Below are 14,982 nucleotides of genomic sequence, written 5' to 3'. Positions count from 1 at the left end.
GAAACCGGCTAATCGCTTAACTCTTTGAATCTCAAGGAGTTTTGCGTTCCGTTGTCGCTGGAAGTGGGGCGCATTATAAGGGGATTCGAGAGGGCGTCAACCGTTTATTTCATTAAAGTGAAACAAAGGCTGAAAACAGCGCCGCCACTGGCGGCGCTGAGGGAGGGGTTACAAACTCGGGAACGCGAACTGCGACGCCTCATGGCTGGCACGCTGCGGCCAGCGCTGGGTAATCGCCTTGCGACGGGTGTAGAAGCGCACCCCGTCAGGGCCATACGCATGCAGGTCGCCGAACAGCGAACGCTTCCAGCCGCCGAAGCTGTGGTAGGCCACCGGCACAGGCAGAGGCACGTTCACACCCACCATGCCCACCTCGATCTCGTCGCAGAACAGCCGTGCCGCCTCGCCGTCGCGGGTAAAGATGCAGGTGCCATTGCCGTACTCATGGTCATTGATCAGTTGCATGGCCTGCTCGAGGCTGTCGACCCGCACCACGCACAGCACCGGCCCGAAGATCTCTTCTTTATAGATGCGCATTTCAGGGGTCACCTTGTCGAACAGGGTACCGCCCACGAAATAGCCATCCTCATTACCGGCCACACTGAAGCCACGGCCGTCGACCACCAACCTGGCACCCGCCGCCACGCCATCATCGATGTAGCCCACGACCTTGTCGCGGGCAGCAGCCGTTACCAGCGGCCCCATGTCCAGGCCACAGGAGGTGCCGGCACCAATTTTCAGCGCCTTGATCTGCGGTTCGAGCTTGGCGATCAGCGCATCAGCCACCTGGTCACCCACGCACACCGCCACCGAAATAGCCATGCAACGCTCACCGCATGAACCATAGGCTGCGCCCATCAGTGCACTGACCGCGTTGTCCAGGTCGGCGTCTGGCATCAGCACCGCGTGGTTCTTCGCCCCGCCCAGTGCCTGCACACGCTTGCCGCGCTTGGTGCCCTCGGCATAGATGTATTCGGCGATCGGGGTCGAACCGACAAAGCTCAGCGCTTTGACTTCCGGTGCCTCGATCAGGGCGTCCACCGCCTCCTTGTCGCCGTGCACCACGTTGAGAATGCCTTTGGGCAAGCCTGCTTCATGCAGCAGTTGCGCAATGAACAGGGTAGAGCTGGGGTCGCGCTCGGACGGCTTGAGAATGAACGCGTTACCACAGGCGATGGCCAACGGGTACATCCACAGGGGCACCATGGCCGGGAAGTTGAATGGCGTGATACCCGCCACCACGCCCAGCGGCTGGAAGTCGGACCAAGCGTCGATATTGGGGCCCACGTTACGGCTGTACTCACCCTTGAGCACTTCAGGGGCCGCACAGGCAAACTCGACGTTCTCGATGCCGCGCTTCAGCTCGCCGGCGGCGTCTTCCAAGGTCTTGCCATGCTCTTCGCTGATCAACTGGGCAATACGGGCTTCGTTCTGTTCCAGCAGTTGCTTGAAGCGGAACATCACCTGCGCACGCTTGGCTGGCGGAGTGTTGCGCCAGGCCGGGAATGCAGCCTTGGCCGAATCGATGGCGGCTTGCACCGTGGCGCGGCTGGCCAGTTCGACCTTGCGCACAGCCTGGCCAGTGGACGGGTTGAACACATCTGTGGTGCGGTCACCCTTGGTTACCAGGTCACCGTCGATCAGGTGCTGAACAATGCTCATGAAACACTCCAGATTAAAGAGGGGAGCGGCAGGCAGGGCCTGCCGTTGAAATCAGAAAGATCAGTCAACCAGGTTCAACGCTTCGCCAACCGCATCGAACAGGCGGTCCAGCTCTTCGGGCCGGGTATTGAAGGTTGGGCCGAACTGCAGGGTGTCGCCGCCAAAGCGCACGTAGAAACCTGCCTTCCACAATTTCATGGCGGCCTCGTAGGGCCGCACGATGGCATCGCCGTCCCGGGCGGCAATCTGGATGGCGCCGGCCAGGCCGTAGTTGCGGATGTCGACGATGTTCTTGGTGCCCTTCACGCCGTGCAGCAGTTTCTCGAAGTGGGGTGCCAGCTCGGCTGCGGACTGCACCAGGCTTTCTTTCTGCAGCAGGTCCAGCGCCGCCAGGCCTGCCGCGCAGGCTACCGGGTGGGCCGAGTAGGTATAGCCATGGGGGAATTCCACAGCGTAGTCCGGCGTCGGCTGGTTCATGAAGGTCTGGTAGATCTCGCTGCTGGCGATCACCGCCCCCATAGGAATGGCCCCGTTGGTGACCTGCTTGGCAATGCACATCAGGTCTGGGGTAACGCCGAACGCCTCAGCGCCGGTCATCGCGCCCATGCGACCGAAGCCGGTAATCACTTCGTCGAAAATCAGCAGAATGTTGTGCTGGGTGCAAATTTCACGCAGGCGTTTCAGGTACCCCTTCGGCGGGGGCAGCACACCGGCCGAACCTGCCAGGGGCTCAACGATCACAGCGGCGATGTTGGACGCATCGTGCAGTTCGATGAGCTTGAGCATTTCGTCAGCCAGGGCGATGCCGCCCTCTTCCGGCATGCCCTTGGTGAAGGCGTTGCCCGGCAGCACGGTGTGCGGCAGGTGGTCGACGTCCAGCAACTGGCCGAACATCTTGCGGTTACCGTTCACGCCACCAAGGCTGGTACCCGCGATATTCACGCCATGGTAGCCACGGGCGCGGCCGATCATCTTGGTCTTGGTAGCCTGGCCCTTCAACCGCCAGTAGGCACGCACCATCTTCAGCGCGGTGTCTGCGCACTCGGAACCTGAGTTGGTGTAGAACACATGATTCAGGTCGCCCGGGGTCAACTCGGCGATTTTTTCGGCCAACTGGAACGACAACGGGTGGCCGAACTGGAAGCCTGGCGAATAGTCGAGTGTGCCCACCTGGCGCGAAACCGCCTCGGTGATTTCCTTGCGGGTATGCCCCGCGCCGCAGGTCCACAAGCCGGACAGTGCGTCGAAAATCTTGCGCCCTTTGTCGTCCACTAGGTAGTTGCCTTCAGCCGCCACGATCAGCCGCGGGTCGCGCTGGAAATTCCGGTTTGCGGTGTAGGGCATCCAGTGGGCATCCAGCTTGAGCTGGCTGGCCATACCGGCGGGTGCGGTTTCGAGCATGTTCATCGGCGGTTCCTCGGGGAGCGATTAGGCAACGATGGATGTTGTTGCAGCTAACTTGGCACGGCTATAAAGTCTGAAAAACCCTGCATTTCTAACCTTTACACAGGTCGCGACTAAACTGATGAGCCGACGCCCCGATCCCCTCGCCCAAGTCAGCGATTTTGATATTCGCCTGCTCAAGATCTACCGCAGTGTGGTCGAGTGCGGTGGTTTCTCGGCCGCCGAGAACGTGCTGGGTATCAGCCGCTCGGCCATCAGCCAGCAGATGAACGACCTGGAGCAGCGCCTTGGCCTGCGCTTGTGCCAGCGGGGCCGCGCTGGTTTTTCGTTGACCGAGGAAGGCCGTGAGGTCTACCACTCGGCCTTGCAGTTGCTCAGTGCGCTGGAAAGCTTTCGCACCGAGGTCAACGGGCTGCACCAGCATTTGCGTGGCGAGCTGAACATCGGCCTTACCGACAACCTGGTCACCCTGCCCCACATGCGCATTACCCACGCCCTTGCCGAATTGAAGGACCGCGGCCCGGACGTGCGCATTCAGATACGCATGGTCGCGCCAAGCCAGGTGGAACATGGCGTACTCGACGGCAGCCTGCATGTGGGGGTGGTGCCCCAGACCAGCCCGCTTTCAGGCCTGGAGTATCAGCCGCTGTACAGTGAACGCTCGCTGCTGTACTGCGCCGTGGGCCACCCGCTGTTTTACGCTGACGACAACCAGATCGACGATGAGCGCCTCAATACCCAGGAAGCCATCACCCCCACCTTCCGCCTGCCTGCCGAAATCCAGGCGCACTACCAGGCACTGAACTGCACGGCCAGCGCCTCGGACCGTGAAGGCATGGCATTTCTCATCCTCACCGGGCGCTACATCGGCTACTTGCCTGACCACTACGCAGCGTTCTGGGTACAGCAAGGCCGACTGCGTGCCCTCAAGCCGCGGCAACGCTTCTATGATCTGAGCCTAAGCTGGGTGACGCGCAAAGGCCGGCGCCCCAACCTGGTACTGGAAAGCTTTCTCGAAAGCCTGGCTACGACACGCTGATGCCAGTCTCTGCCGCTAATGCTTGTTACTTGAGCGCAGGCAGGTAATCTTGTCCTACAGTCGCAGCCCTATAAACGCACGGAATCGTCCATGACCCTAGAAGTCCCTGCGCATCGCCTCCCCGCCTCGGGCAAACCCGCGGGCCGCATACGCCAGAAGAACGAGCACGCCATCATCCAGGCCGCCGAAGACGAATTCGCCCGGCACGGTTTCAAGGGCACCAGCATGAACACCATCGCCCTCAATGCCGGCTTGCCCAAGGCCAACCTGCATTATTACTTCACCAACAAGCTGGGCCTGTACATTGCGGTACTCAGCAACATCATCGAACTGTGGGACAGCACCTTCAATGCCCTCAGTGTGGATGATGACCCAGGCCAGGCCCTGAGCCAGTACATCCGCACCAAGATGGAGTTCTCGCGGCGCAACCCGCAAGCCTCGCGGATCTTCGCCATGGAAGTGATCAGCGGCGGCTCGTGCCTTACCGAATACTTCAGCGCCGACTACCGCGAATGGTTCAGGGGGCGCGCTGCGGTATTCGAGGCCTGGATCGCCGCCGGCAAGATGGACCCGGTCGACCCGGTGCACCTTATCTTCCTGCTGTGGGGCAGCACCCAGCACTATGCCGACTTCGCCACCCAGATCTGCCAGGTCACTGGCCGCAGCCGGCTGACCAAGCAGGATATGGAAACCGCCAGCAACAACCTTATCCACATCATACTCAAGGGGTGCGGCATTGCGCCGGCTGCCTGATCTTCACCTATGCCTTCTACCCTGTTAGACCTCTGCGAATACCGCGAAGAAATCCGTAAAAGCCGTTTCATCACCCTCGCCGCGCCGATCACCAGCGCTGCCGAGGCCATGAGCTTCATCGAGCGCCACAGTGACCTCGCCGCTACGCACAACTGCTGGGCCTGGAAACTGGGCCAGCAGTACCGCAGCAGCGATGATGGCGAGCCCGGCGGCACAGCCGGGCGGCCTATCCTGGCGGCCATCGAAGCGCAGGACTGCGACCAGGTGGTGGTGCTGGTGATTCGGTGGTACGGCGGCATTCAGCTTGGCACTGGGGGGTTGGCCCGTGCCTATGGCGGGGGCGCCAACAAGTGCTTGCAGCAAGCGGCCAAAAGGCTGTTGGTACAACGCAGCGATTTCACCTGCAGTTGCACATTCAGCGAGCTGGCCCTGGTGAAACTGCGTATCGCAGAGGTTGACGGCCTGGTTGTGGACGAGCAGTTCACCGCCAACGGCGTAGACCTGCAGGTGGCCATTGGGGATGCCCACCTCGGTGCGCTCCAGCAGCACCTGGCGGACCTCAGTCGCGGGCGAATTCTGCTGGCCAGGCGCTGAGGGTTGCCCACAACAACTGTGGGCCGGGCTGTGGATAACCTTGGGGCATTCTGTTGCAGCCCTTGACCAGCAAGGCCTAGAGGGCATTGGTCATATTTTGATCACACTATGATGACAGCGGTAAGTACATGATTCATGGCCAGTTATCCCCACCCCTCCGCGCAGCAGCTAGCGCCTGTGGGAAACGCGGTTGCACACATTTACTGTGGAGCAGCCTGTGGATAAGCCGTGCGTCAACTGGAGGCAGGCCACGCTTTACGTGGGCTGCAAGCAACTGATCATTATTTGTTCAGTGGTTCATCTACCACGTCAGCGCGCAAATGCTCTGCCCAAGTAATGGGGCTGTGGATTATTCTCATGGCCTTCCTCCAACCTTATCAATGGGAGCACCTGAGCATGACGCAAGCAAAAACTGCCCTGGTCATTGGCGCCTCTCGCGGGCTCGGGCTCGGCCTAGTGAATCGCCTGCACGAAGACGGCTGGGCCGTTACCGCCACTGTGCGCAACCCGCAGCAGCCTGGCGCATTGGCAGATACCCCCGGGGTACGCATCGAACAGCTGGAGATGAACGATACCGCCCAACTGGACGGCCTGAAACAGCGGCTGGCAGGACAGGTATTCGACCTGATATTCATCAACGCCGGGGTCATGGGCCCACTGCCACAAGACCTGGAGGCTGTCACGCCACAGGCCATCGGCGACCTGTTCATGACCAACGCCGTCGCACCCATTCGCCTGGCAGGCCGCTTGGTGGGCCAGGTACGAGAGGGTACCGGCGTGCTCGCGTTCATGAGCTCGGGGCTTGGCAGCGTAGCTACCCCCGATGGCGGTGAAATCTGCCTGTACAAGGCCAGCAAGGCCGCGCTCAACTCCATGATCAACAGCTTCGCGGTCGCTCAGCAGCGCACCGACCTTTGCGTGCTCGCCATGCATCCAGGCTGGGTGAAAACCGACATGGGTGGCGAAAACGCCGAGATCGACGTACTCACCAGTACCCGTGGCATGGTCGAGCAGATCAAGGCGCAAAGCGGCCACGCCGGCGTGCACTTCATCAACTACAAAGGTGAACCCTTGGTCTGGTGATGCCCCGGGTTGCAGCCTGGCCGGCGCATTGCCGGGCCAGGCCCTGTAGAATGGCAACAACCGTACCTGATTGAGAACACCTTATATGTATGACTGGTTGAACGCCCTGCCCAAGGCCGAGCTGCACCTGCACCTTGAAGGCTCGCTGGAGCCCGAGTTGCTGTTCGCCCTGGCAGAGCGCAACAAGATCGCCCTGCCCTGGGCGGATGTCGAAACCCTGCGTGGGGCCTATGCCTTCAACAATTTGCAGGAGTTTCTCGACCTCTATTACCAGGGCGCAGACGTGCTGCGCACCGAGCAGGATTTCTACGACCTTACCTGGGCCTACCTGCAGCGTTGCAAGGCGCAGAACGTTATCCACACCGAACCGTTCTTCGACCCACAAACCCATACCGACCGCGGTATACCCTTCGAAGTGGTACTCAACGGCATCAACCAGGCGCTCAAGGACGGCCGCCAGCAACTGGGCATCAGCAGCGGGCTGATCCTGAGTTTTCTGCGCCACCTGAGCGAAGACGAAGCGCACAAAACCCTCGACCAGGCACTGCCTTTCCGCGATGCATTCATCGCCGTTGGCCTGGACAGCTCGGAGATGGGCCACCCACCGAGCAAGTTCCAGCGTGTGTTCGACCGAGCCCGCAGCGAAGGCTTCGTTGCTGTCGCCCATGCCGGCGAAGAAGGCCCGCCTGAATACATCTGGGAAGCCCTGGACCTGCTGCACATCAAGCGCATCGACCACGGTGTACGCGCCATCGAAGACGAGCGCCTGATGCAGCGCATCATCGATGAGCAGATCCCACTGACGGTGTGCCCGCTGTCCAACACCAAGCTGTGCGTGTTCGACCACATGAGCCAGCACAACATCCTCGACATGCTGGAACGGGGTGTGAAGGTAACGGTGAACTCCGATGACCCTGCCTACTTCGGCGGGTACGTCACGGAAAACTTCCATGCCCTGCATACTCACCTGGGCATGACCGAAGACCAGGCTCGTCGCCTGGCCCAGAACAGCCTGGACGCAAGGCTGGTCTGAGGCCTGTTCAGCCTACCTGCAAGGTCTTCACACGGGCGATGCGATTGATCTGCTGGATACCCAGCGGCGAGATGTGCAACGCCCGGGTGTCTTCGGCCTCGCGCATCCAGCCTGACTGCAGGAACAAACGGAACAGCGCCTGGCCCAGCACACCGCCCAGGTGCGGTTGGCTGTCGTGCCATTCGGTGCACCGGCAGATCACGCAGGCGCTCGGCTGACGCGGCGCCAGGGCATCGATGTATACGCCTACCAGGGCCAGTTGTGCCCGCCCTTCGTCACTGACCACAAGGTACCGGCCGCTGCCCTCCAGCCAGCCGGCTACCACCAGCCGGTGGTACAGCTCTGCGGCCAGCTCGCCACCCAGATGATCGCCGCAGCGCCGGGCCCGTCGCATGGACAGGGGCAACGGCGGTAGCGGTGCGGTGGGGCGCTGGCCCCTGGCGCTCTCCAACTGGACACTGGCCAGGGCCTCGACAGCGGCCCCCACCTGCGGCGTTGCCAGGCGGAAATAGCGCTTGCGCCCCCTGGCCTCGTGCCGTAGCAAGCCGGCCGACGACAGCAGCGACAGATGTGCGCATGCTGACGACGAACTTAGCCCGGTCATGATGGCCAATTCATTGGCCAACCGGGGCGTACCATCGATCAATGCCCACAACATGGCACTGCGTTTGGGATCGGCCATCAGGCTGGCGATCTGGCTGATGCTGCTGGCTGCGTTCATGTCCCTGTGACTCCCTGCAAGTTCACTGTGTAGATGCAATGGCCAACCCTGGCCGGGAAGCGCGTGCCGATGGCGGTGGCCTGGTTCGTCAGTATAAGCCGCAGAAACAGCCGATCATGCAGCCCTCCCCCAGCGCTATTGCTCGCTCAATAGCATTGGGTAGGGCTACCCATGGCGAACTGCTGAACAGGCCGCCAAGCTTCAAAAGCACCCCCGCACCGCTGGTTTTACACGTGCGATGGCAGGCGGCCAGGCTTGAATACGCGAATCCACCCGCACAACTTCGGACGAAACCGACAGCGGTCTTCTTCAAGTAGCGCGATCACAGTCGAAGGTTCCACAACGCGCCAACCGTCAGTCAGCTCGGCAGGGCGTTGCCGTGGCAGGCGGGTAAGGCCGCGCTAAACTTGAGCGGCTCCCCTCTGGAGGTATGCAGCGATGAAGATTGTCATCAGCGCGTCGAGCAGCAACCCTGCACGGCCATGGCAGGTTCAGCTCGATCAGCACAGGGTAGGTTTTTGCAGCGAGGCCGCGGCCCGCGCTTTTGTGGCCACACTGGAAACGCGCCTGCAGGCGCCTCACCCGCTCAGGCGGGCCGACTGGCCTGCAGGCGCCGGGTCAATAGCGCGGCACTGACCACAAGGGCACCGCACAGGCTCATGACCAAGGCCATCGGTACCGCACTGCCATCATGCAGCACGCCCACCAGTGCCGCGGCGCCAGCCGCGACGCTGAATTGTACGCACCCCATCAGGGCGGAGGCACTGCCGGCCCGGGCACCCTGGCCGCTCATGGCACAGGCCGAGGCATTGGGCAGGATGCACCCCAGGCTGGCGATGCACACGAACAACGGCACCAGCAGTGGCCACAGCGCAGTCGGCTTCACCGCAGCCACGCCCAGCAGGGCCACCCCTGCCGCCAGGTACACCCATACCGCACGGGCCAGCAAAAATGCCGGCCCGCGCCGCGCCAACAGCCGTGCGTTCACCTGCGCGACCAGAATGAAACCAGCAGCATTGGCGCCGAAAAACCAGCCGTAATGTTCGGCAGGTACACCGTAGAGTTTGATGAATACAAATGGCGAGCCCGCGATGTAGGCGAACATACCCGCAATCGCAATGCCGCCCGTCAGCGCATGCCCCAGAAACACCCGGTCGCCCGCCAGCCGCAGGTACTGGCGCAGGGCCCCGGACAGCGGCTGACGCGGTACATGGGCGGGCATACTCTCAGGTAGCCCAAGGCTGACCGCCAGCAAGCAGCCGGCACTGAACAGGCTAAGCGCAAGGAAGATCGACTGCCACCCGACCAGGTTCACCAGCACGCCCCCCAGCATCGGGGCCAGTATCGGCGCCAGGCCCATGACCAGCATCAGTTGCGAGAACACTTTGGCCGAGGCCACCGGGTCGCACTTGTCACTGACAATGGCCCGGGACAGCACCATGCCCGCGCAGCCACCCAGCGCCTGAACGAAGCGCGCCAGTACTAAGGCGTCCAGGCTGGGGGCGTAGGCGCACGCCAGCGAGGCCAGGGTGAACAGCGTCACGCCGAACATCAGGGGCTTGCGCCGCCCAAAGCGGTCGGCGACCGGCCCATAGAGCAACTGCCCCATGGACAGGCCAAGGAAGTAGGCGGCCAAGGTGGCCTGGACGTGTTGTTCGTCTGTGGCGAACGCCTGCGCCATGGCCGGGAAGGCAGGCAGGTAGAAGTCGATCGCCAACGGCCCGAACGCACTGAGTGCGCCCAGGATGAGCACCATTCGCAGGTTCATCAGGAATCCATAGCAGGCTAAGCAAGTGAACGATTCTACCTGCTGTGGACGCCGTAAGGAGAAAACATTTGAAACAAAGAGCCTTCCTACAAAGGCTCAGCCAGCCTCGGCCTGATAGCCTTCTTCGCGGATGGCCGCCAGCACCTGTTCCTGTGCCAGCGCGCTGTCAACGCGCACCTGCTTGGCAGCCAGGTCGACGTCCACCTTGGCCCCGGCATCCAGCGCCTGTACGGCGCGGGTCACGGCTTTTACGCAGTGGCCGCAGGTCATGCCCTGTACGTTGAAGACTTGCATCGGGGGTACCTCCTTCAGGTTTTGCACAAGTTTCAACCTTGCCACAGGGGCAAAGTCAACACGGTGGGGTGGCAATCCAAGCCGGGCTCGGCCAAGCTGCGGCTTTGACGATCAGGCAAGCAGGGGGTTTTCATGTTCAGGGCAGCATTGGGCATCGTCGGGCTGTTGGCTGTTGCCACTGCAGTGCCACCGGCCAGTGCCGAGGGCAACGCGGCATACAGCGTGCTGATCATTTCCCGTGAGCGCCTGGAAGTGGCCACCAGTTGCGAAATTGGCGTTTACCTCAATGATCAGCTCTCCGGGCGCCTGTTCCAGGAACAGTCCACCTCGTTCAACCTGCCGCCAGGGCCGGTGGATGTGCGCTTGCGCCTGCTGCCAGGGCAGATGCCCGGCTGTGCGCCGGGCCTTGAGGACCAGCGCAGCATCCGGTTGACGCTGCAGGCGGGCCAGATCAACAAGTACCGCATTGCCATGGGCCAGTATGGGTTGGAGTTGAAAGCCACACCGCTGGACTATTGACCTTCCCCGCGTGGCAAGGTTGATGCTTGGGGCCTGTCCAAGGAGGAGAGTCATGCCCGCATCCACTACGTACAACCTGCCCATTTCCGGCATGACCTGCGCCAGCTGCGCCGGCCGGGTAGAGCGTGCCCTGCGCAAGGTCGCTGGCGCTGAACAGGTCAGCGTCAACCTGGCCACCGAGCAGGCGCGCGTCCAGGCGCCCGGCGATAGCCTGCCGGCCTTGGTCGATGCCGTGCGCGACGCCGGCTACGAAGTGCCCGTGCGCAGCCTGGAGCTGCAGATTGACGGCATGACCTGCGCCAGTTGTGCCGGCCGTGTCGAACGGGCCCTGGTCAAGGTGCCAGGGGTACAGCAGGTGTCGGTCAACCTGGCCAGCGAGCGTGCGCACGTTGAAATGCTGACCGGGGTGGACGATTCAATGCTGATCGCCAGCGTGGAACAGGCCGGTTATACCGCCAGCCTGCCGGAGGCCGCCGAGGACGAAAACCGGCTGGCCCAGCGCCGCCTGCACCGCGAGCGGCTTGCCGTAGGCGCTGCCGTATTGCTGGCCCTGCCGCTGGTGTTGCCGATGCTGGTACAGCCGCTGGGCTTGCACTGGATGTTGCCGGCGTGGGCGCAGTTCCTGCTGGCAACGCCGGTGCAGTTCATTCTGGGTGCCCGTTTCTACGTTGCCGCCTGGAAAGCCGTGCGTGCCGGCGCTGGCAACATGGACCTGCTGGTCGCGCTGGGCACCAGCGCCGGTTACGGCCTGAGCCTCTATCAATGGGCGCAGGCACCGGCAGGCATGGCCCCTCACCTGTATTTCGAAGCGTCTGCCGTGGTAATCGCGTTGGTGCTGCTGGGCAAGTACCTGGAGAGCCGCGCCAAGCGCCAGACCGCCAGTGCCATCCGCGCCCTCGAGGCTTTGCGACCGGAGCGGGCATTGCGGGTTGTGGACGGCCGCGAGGAAGACGTGGCCATCGCCCAACTGCGTGTGGGCGACCTGGTGCTGGTCAAGCCCGGGGAGCGCTACCCAGTCGACGGGATTGTCGAGGACGGCAGCAGCCATGCTGACGAAGCCCTGATCAGCGGCGAGAGCCTGCCAGTGCCCAAGCAGCCCGGCGACTCGGTCACCGGCGGTGCCATCAACGGGGAAGGCAGGCTGCTGGTACGCACCCAGGCGCTGGGGACCGAAACCGTGCTGGCGCGCATCATCCGCCTGGTGGAAGACGCCCAGGCCGCCAAGGCGCCCATCCAGAAGCTGGTCGACCGTGTCAGCCAGGTGTTCGTACCGGCGGTGCTGGTACTGGCCCTGGTCACCCTGGTCGGCTGGTGGCTGGCGGGGGCTGCAATGGAAACGGCTCTGATCAACGCCGTGGCCGTACTGGTCATCGCCTGCCCTTGTGCACTGGGGTTGGCCACCCCCACCGCGATCATGGCCGGCACTGGCGTGGCCGCCCGGCACGGCATCCTCATCAAGGACGCCGAGGCCCTGGAGCGGGCGCATGCGGTCAACCGCGTGGTGTTCGACAAAACCGGCACCCTCACCTCCGGCAGCCCGCGTGTGGTCCACAGCCAGGCGGTGGATGGCGACGGCGCCAGCCTGCACCGGCTGGCCGGTGCCCTGCAGCGCGGCAGTGAACACCCGCTGGCACGGGCAGTGCTGGACGCCTGCGCCGAGCAAGGGCTCGAGGTACCCAGCGTAACGGGTAGCCAGTCGCTGACCGGCCGGGGTATCGCCGGCTGCGTGGACGGCCGGGACCTGGCCCTGGGCAACCGCCGCCTGCTGCAGGACAGTGGCTTGCAACCCGGGGCCCTGGCCGCCAAGGCGCAGGCCTGGGAAGCGCAAGGCCGCACCCTGTCGTGGCTGGTCGAGCGGGGCGAGCAGCCGCGCGTGCTGGGCCTGTTCGCTTTCGGCGACAGCCTGAAGCCTGGAGCCGCGCAAGCCGTGGAAACCTTGCGTGAGCAGCACATCAGCAGCCACCTGCTGACCGGCGACAACCGCGGCAGCGCCAAGGTCGTCGCCGACACCCTCGGCATCGCCGATGTGCACGCTGAAGTATTGCCTGGCGACAAGGCCGCCACGGTCACCGCGCTCAAGCAGGACGGCGTGGTGGCGATGGTTGGCGACGGCATCAACGATGCGCCCGCCTTGGCCGCAGCCGATATCGGCATTGCCATGGGTGGCGGCACCGACGTGGCCATGCAGGCCGCCGGCATCACCCTGATGCGCGGCGACCCGCGCCTGGTGCCGGCGGCGCTGGAAATCAGCCGCAAGACCTACGCGAAGATCCGCCAGAACCTGTTCTGGGCATTCATCTACAACCTGGTCGGCATCCCCTTGGCCGCGCTGGGCTATCTCAATCCGGTACTCGCCGGCGCCGCCATGGCCCTGTCCAGTGTCAGCGTGGTCAGCAACGCGCTCCTGCTCAAGGCCTGGAAACCCGACACGCGCACCCAGGAGGCGCCATGAACATTGGCCAGGCTGCCCGCCGCAGCGGGCTCAGCACCAAGATGATTCGTTACTACGAAGCCATCGGCCTGCTCAAGCCCGCCACGCGCAGCGACAGTGGTTACCGGTTGTACCAGGACGCAGACCTGCACAGCCTGGCATTCATCAAGCGCTCGCGAGACCTGGGCTTTTCCCTCGAAGAGGTCGGCAAGTTGCTGACCCTGTGGCAGGACCGGCAACGCGCCAGTGCTGACGTGAAGGCGCTGGCCATGCAGCACATCGATGCACTCAACACCCGCATCAAAGAACTGGTCACCCTGCGCGACACCCTGGGTGAACTGGTTTCACATTGCCAGGGTGATGACCGCCCGGACTGCCCGATCCTGAAAGAACTGGCCACTGGCGAGGCTGCCAGTTGCTGCCACCCAGCACCAACCGGCAGCCCGACACGCCATAAGCGTCCGAACGTGACCGAATAGTCACCCACTGCGATTTCATCCAATATTTACGGGCGTTTGCCTACATAAAACCCGGCTGCTGCCGATGCATTGGTGATCTGCCTCATGTGTCGACAATAATAATCCGGGAGCGCCTATGAGCATCAAACAGAAACTGACCTGGGCATTCGCGGTGATCGCCGGCTTGCCCATCGTACTCGTGGCCACCCTGGTGGTTCTCAACCTGCGTGGCGAAGCCCGGGACGGCTTTCTGGACAGCAGCAGCCGGGAAATCCGCCAGGTCAGCAACGCCATGAATATCTTCTTCCAGGGCATCAGCCAGAACGTGGAGTACATGGCTTCGCAACCGCTGGTCGCGGCCACTGGCGGCGAGCTGAGCAAGTATATGAGCGCGACGCCGTCCTATGAACTGGGGCCGCAAGCGAGCAATATCCTGGCCTTCATGACCAGCCTGGCCAATGCCCACCCGGGTTACGCCTACCTGTCTTACGGGGTGGCAGACGGCGGCTACGTGGGGTGGCCCGCCGGGCAGAAATTCGTCAACTACGACCCACGCACGCGCCCCTGGTACCAGTTGGCCATGGCCAACCCCGGCAAGACCCTGCGCACCAGTGCCTACTACTGGGCTGCCGATGACGCGGTGCTGGTCAGCACGGTGCGCGCCGTTGCCAACCAGTTGGGCAACCCGGGTGGTGTGGTCAACGTCGATGTCTCGATCAAAGGCCTGACGGAGATCGTCAAGCAGATCAAGCTGGGCGAAAGTGGCTACCTGCTGCTGATTGAAAACAACGGCAACGTACTGGTCGACCCACGCGATACCACGCACAACTTCAAACCGCTGGCGAGCTTCGGCGACGGTTACGCCGAGCTGGCCAAACACGGCAAGGGCCTGGCCGAAGTCGAGCTGAACGGCGTGCGCTACATGGCCAATATCTACCCGGACGAAAAACTGGGCTGGACCCTCATCGGCCTGATCAAGCAAGGTGAAGTGATGCAAACCACCACCCGCCTGACCTGGCTCATCGGTATCGTCGCGCTGGTGCTGGCAGCCGTGTTCGCGGTGGTGGGCGCCACCTTCGCCAAACTCATCGTGCGCCCGATCAACAGCGTGACCAGCGGCCTGGAAGACATTGCCCAAGGCGAAGGCGACCTTACCCGCAACCTGGAGATCCGAGGCCGCGACGAAACCGCGCAACTGGCCAGCTGGTTCAACCAGTTCCTGG

Annotated in this window: 13 protein-coding genes and 1 pseudogene; 9 read left to right on the top strand and 5 right to left on the bottom strand. The window is 63.0% G+C overall.

What is annotated here, in order from left to right; translation table 11 throughout:
- Positions 1 to 168: 168 nt before the first annotated feature.
- Positions 169 to 1,662: a CoA-acylating methylmalonate-semialdehyde dehydrogenase gene (locus tag PPA02S_RS17825; protein ID WP_028632978.1), complete on the bottom strand. Its 1,494-nt coding sequence runs from the start codon at positions 1,660 to 1,662 to the stop codon at positions 169 to 171.
- A 60-nt stretch (positions 1,663 to 1,722) separates the two neighbouring features.
- Positions 1,723 to 3,069 carry an omega-aminotransferase AptA gene (aptA, locus tag PPA02S_RS17820; protein WP_028632979.1) on the bottom strand — a complete coding sequence of 449 codons (1,347 nt, stop codon included), beginning with the start codon at positions 3,067 to 3,069 and terminating at the stop codon, positions 1,723 to 1,725.
- 115 nt (positions 3,070 to 3,184) lie between these two features.
- On the opposite strand from aptA, the gene PPA02S_RS17815 reads away from it, so the two are divergent.
- From PPA02S_RS17815 to PPA02S_RS17795, 5 genes are all read left to right on the top strand, one after another.
- Positions 3,185 to 4,105: a LysR family transcriptional regulator gene (locus PPA02S_RS17815; RefSeq protein ID WP_028632980.1), complete on the top strand. Its 921-nt coding sequence runs from the start codon at positions 3,185 to 3,187 to the stop codon at positions 4,103 to 4,105.
- Between the two features lie 90 nt (positions 4,106 to 4,195).
- Positions 4,196 to 4,858, top strand: coding sequence for a TetR/AcrR family transcriptional regulator (locus PPA02S_RS17810; protein ID WP_028632981.1), 663 nt, complete (start codon positions 4,196 to 4,198; stop codon positions 4,856 to 4,858).
- Positions 4,859 to 4,867: 9 nt separating this feature from the next.
- On the top strand, positions 4,868 to 5,452 hold the full coding sequence (locus PPA02S_RS17805; RefSeq protein ID WP_028632982.1) for an IMPACT family protein: 585 nt from the start codon (positions 4,868 to 4,870) through the stop codon (positions 5,450 to 5,452).
- 396 nt (positions 5,453 to 5,848) lie between these two features.
- Positions 5,849 to 6,535 (top strand): SDR family oxidoreductase, encoded by a 687-nt coding sequence (locus PPA02S_RS17800; protein ID WP_028632983.1) that lies wholly within the window; start codon positions 5,849 to 5,851, stop codon positions 6,533 to 6,535.
- Between the two features lie 85 nt (positions 6,536 to 6,620).
- Positions 6,621 to 7,568, top strand: a complete 948-nt coding sequence (locus tag PPA02S_RS17795) for an adenosine deaminase (RefSeq protein WP_028632984.1) — start codon at positions 6,621 to 6,623, stop codon at positions 7,566 to 7,568.
- Positions 7,569 to 7,575: 7 nt separating this feature from the next.
- Here PPA02S_RS17795 and PPA02S_RS17790 read toward each other — a convergent pair whose 3' ends face one another.
- The 3 genes from PPA02S_RS17790 to PPA02S_RS17780 form a co-directional block, all read right to left on the bottom strand.
- Positions 7,576 to 8,289, bottom strand: coding sequence for an ArsR/SmtB family transcription factor (locus tag PPA02S_RS17790; protein ID WP_028632985.1), 714 nt, complete (start codon positions 8,287 to 8,289; stop codon positions 7,576 to 7,578).
- A 586-nt stretch (positions 8,290 to 8,875) separates the two neighbouring features.
- Positions 8,876 to 10,057 carry a multidrug effflux MFS transporter gene (locus PPA02S_RS17785; RefSeq protein WP_028632986.1) on the bottom strand — a complete coding sequence of 394 codons (1,182 nt, stop codon included), beginning with the start codon at positions 10,055 to 10,057 and terminating at the stop codon, positions 8,876 to 8,878.
- A 96-nt stretch (positions 10,058 to 10,153) separates the two neighbouring features.
- Entirely contained in the window at positions 10,154 to 10,351 is a 198-nt protein-coding gene (locus PPA02S_RS17780; protein ID WP_028632987.1) for a heavy-metal-associated domain-containing protein, read from the bottom strand.
- Positions 10,352 to 10,483: 132 nt separating this feature from the next.
- Here PPA02S_RS17780 and PPA02S_RS17775 point away from each other — a divergent pair, with 132 nt between their 5' ends.
- The 4 genes and pseudogenes from PPA02S_RS17775 to PPA02S_RS23695 all read left to right on the top strand — a co-directional run.
- A complete protein-coding gene (locus PPA02S_RS17775) occupies positions 10,484 to 10,870 on the top strand; it encodes a hypothetical protein (protein WP_028632988.1) in 387 nt (128 codons plus the stop codon).
- Positions 10,871 to 10,922: 52 nt separating this feature from the next.
- Positions 10,923 to 13,322, top strand: a complete 2,400-nt coding sequence (locus tag PPA02S_RS17770; RefSeq protein WP_028632989.1) for a heavy metal translocating P-type ATPase — start codon at positions 10,923 to 10,925, stop codon at positions 13,320 to 13,322.
- On the top strand, positions 13,319 to 13,780 hold the full coding sequence (gene cueR, locus PPA02S_RS17765) for a Cu(I)-responsive transcriptional regulator (RefSeq protein ID WP_042141836.1): 462 nt from the start codon (positions 13,319 to 13,321) through the stop codon (positions 13,778 to 13,780). Before PPA02S_RS17770 ends, cueR begins: the two co-directional genes overlap by 4 nt.
- Before the next feature lie 115 nt (positions 13,781 to 13,895).
- A pseudogene (locus PPA02S_RS23695) lies at positions 13,896 to 14,981 on the top strand (HAMP domain-containing protein); the annotation flags it as partial.
- Position 14,982: the final 1 nt, after the last annotated feature.

The sequence above is a fragment of the Pseudomonas parafulva NBRC 16636 = DSM 17004 genome (assembly GCF_000730645.1).
GTDB classification, from domain to species: domain Bacteria; phylum Pseudomonadota; class Gammaproteobacteria; order Pseudomonadales; family Pseudomonadaceae; genus Aquipseudomonas; species Aquipseudomonas parafulva.
This window is presented reverse-complemented; position numbering and strand designations above follow the sequence as displayed.

Coding starts and splice junctions, on each gene's coding strand:
- PPA02S_RS17825 (WP_028632978.1), bottom strand. CDS start 1,662: ATGAGCATTGTTCAGCACCTGATCGACGGTGACCTGGTAACCAAGGGT.
- aptA (WP_028632979.1), bottom strand. CDS start 3,069: ATGAACATGCTCGAAACCGCACCCGCCGGTATGGCCAGCCAGCTCAAG.
- PPA02S_RS17810 (WP_028632981.1), top strand. CDS start 4,196: ATGACCCTAGAAGTCCCTGCGCATCGCCTCCCCGCCTCGGGCAAACCC.
- PPA02S_RS17805 (WP_028632982.1), top strand. CDS start 4,868: ATGCCTTCTACCCTGTTAGACCTCTGCGAATACCGCGAAGAAATCCGT.
- PPA02S_RS17800 (WP_028632983.1), top strand. CDS start 5,849: ATGACGCAAGCAAAAACTGCCCTGGTCATTGGCGCCTCTCGCGGGCTC.
- PPA02S_RS17795 (WP_028632984.1), top strand. CDS start 6,621: ATGTATGACTGGTTGAACGCCCTGCCCAAGGCCGAGCTGCACCTGCAC.
- PPA02S_RS17790 (WP_028632985.1), bottom strand. CDS start 8,289: ATGAACGCAGCCAGCAGCATCAGCCAGATCGCCAGCCTGATGGCCGAT.
- PPA02S_RS17785 (WP_028632986.1), bottom strand. CDS start 10,057: ATGAACCTGCGAATGGTGCTCATCCTGGGCGCACTCAGTGCGTTCGGG.
- PPA02S_RS17780 (WP_028632987.1), bottom strand. CDS start 10,351: ATGCAAGTCTTCAACGTACAGGGCATGACCTGCGGCCACTGCGTAAAA.
- PPA02S_RS17775 (WP_028632988.1), top strand. CDS start 10,484: ATGTTCAGGGCAGCATTGGGCATCGTCGGGCTGTTGGCTGTTGCCACT.
- PPA02S_RS17770 (WP_028632989.1), top strand. CDS start 10,923: ATGCCCGCATCCACTACGTACAACCTGCCCATTTCCGGCATGACCTGC.
- cueR (WP_042141836.1), top strand. CDS start 13,319: ATGAACATTGGCCAGGCTGCCCGCCGCAGCGGGCTCAGCACCAAGATG.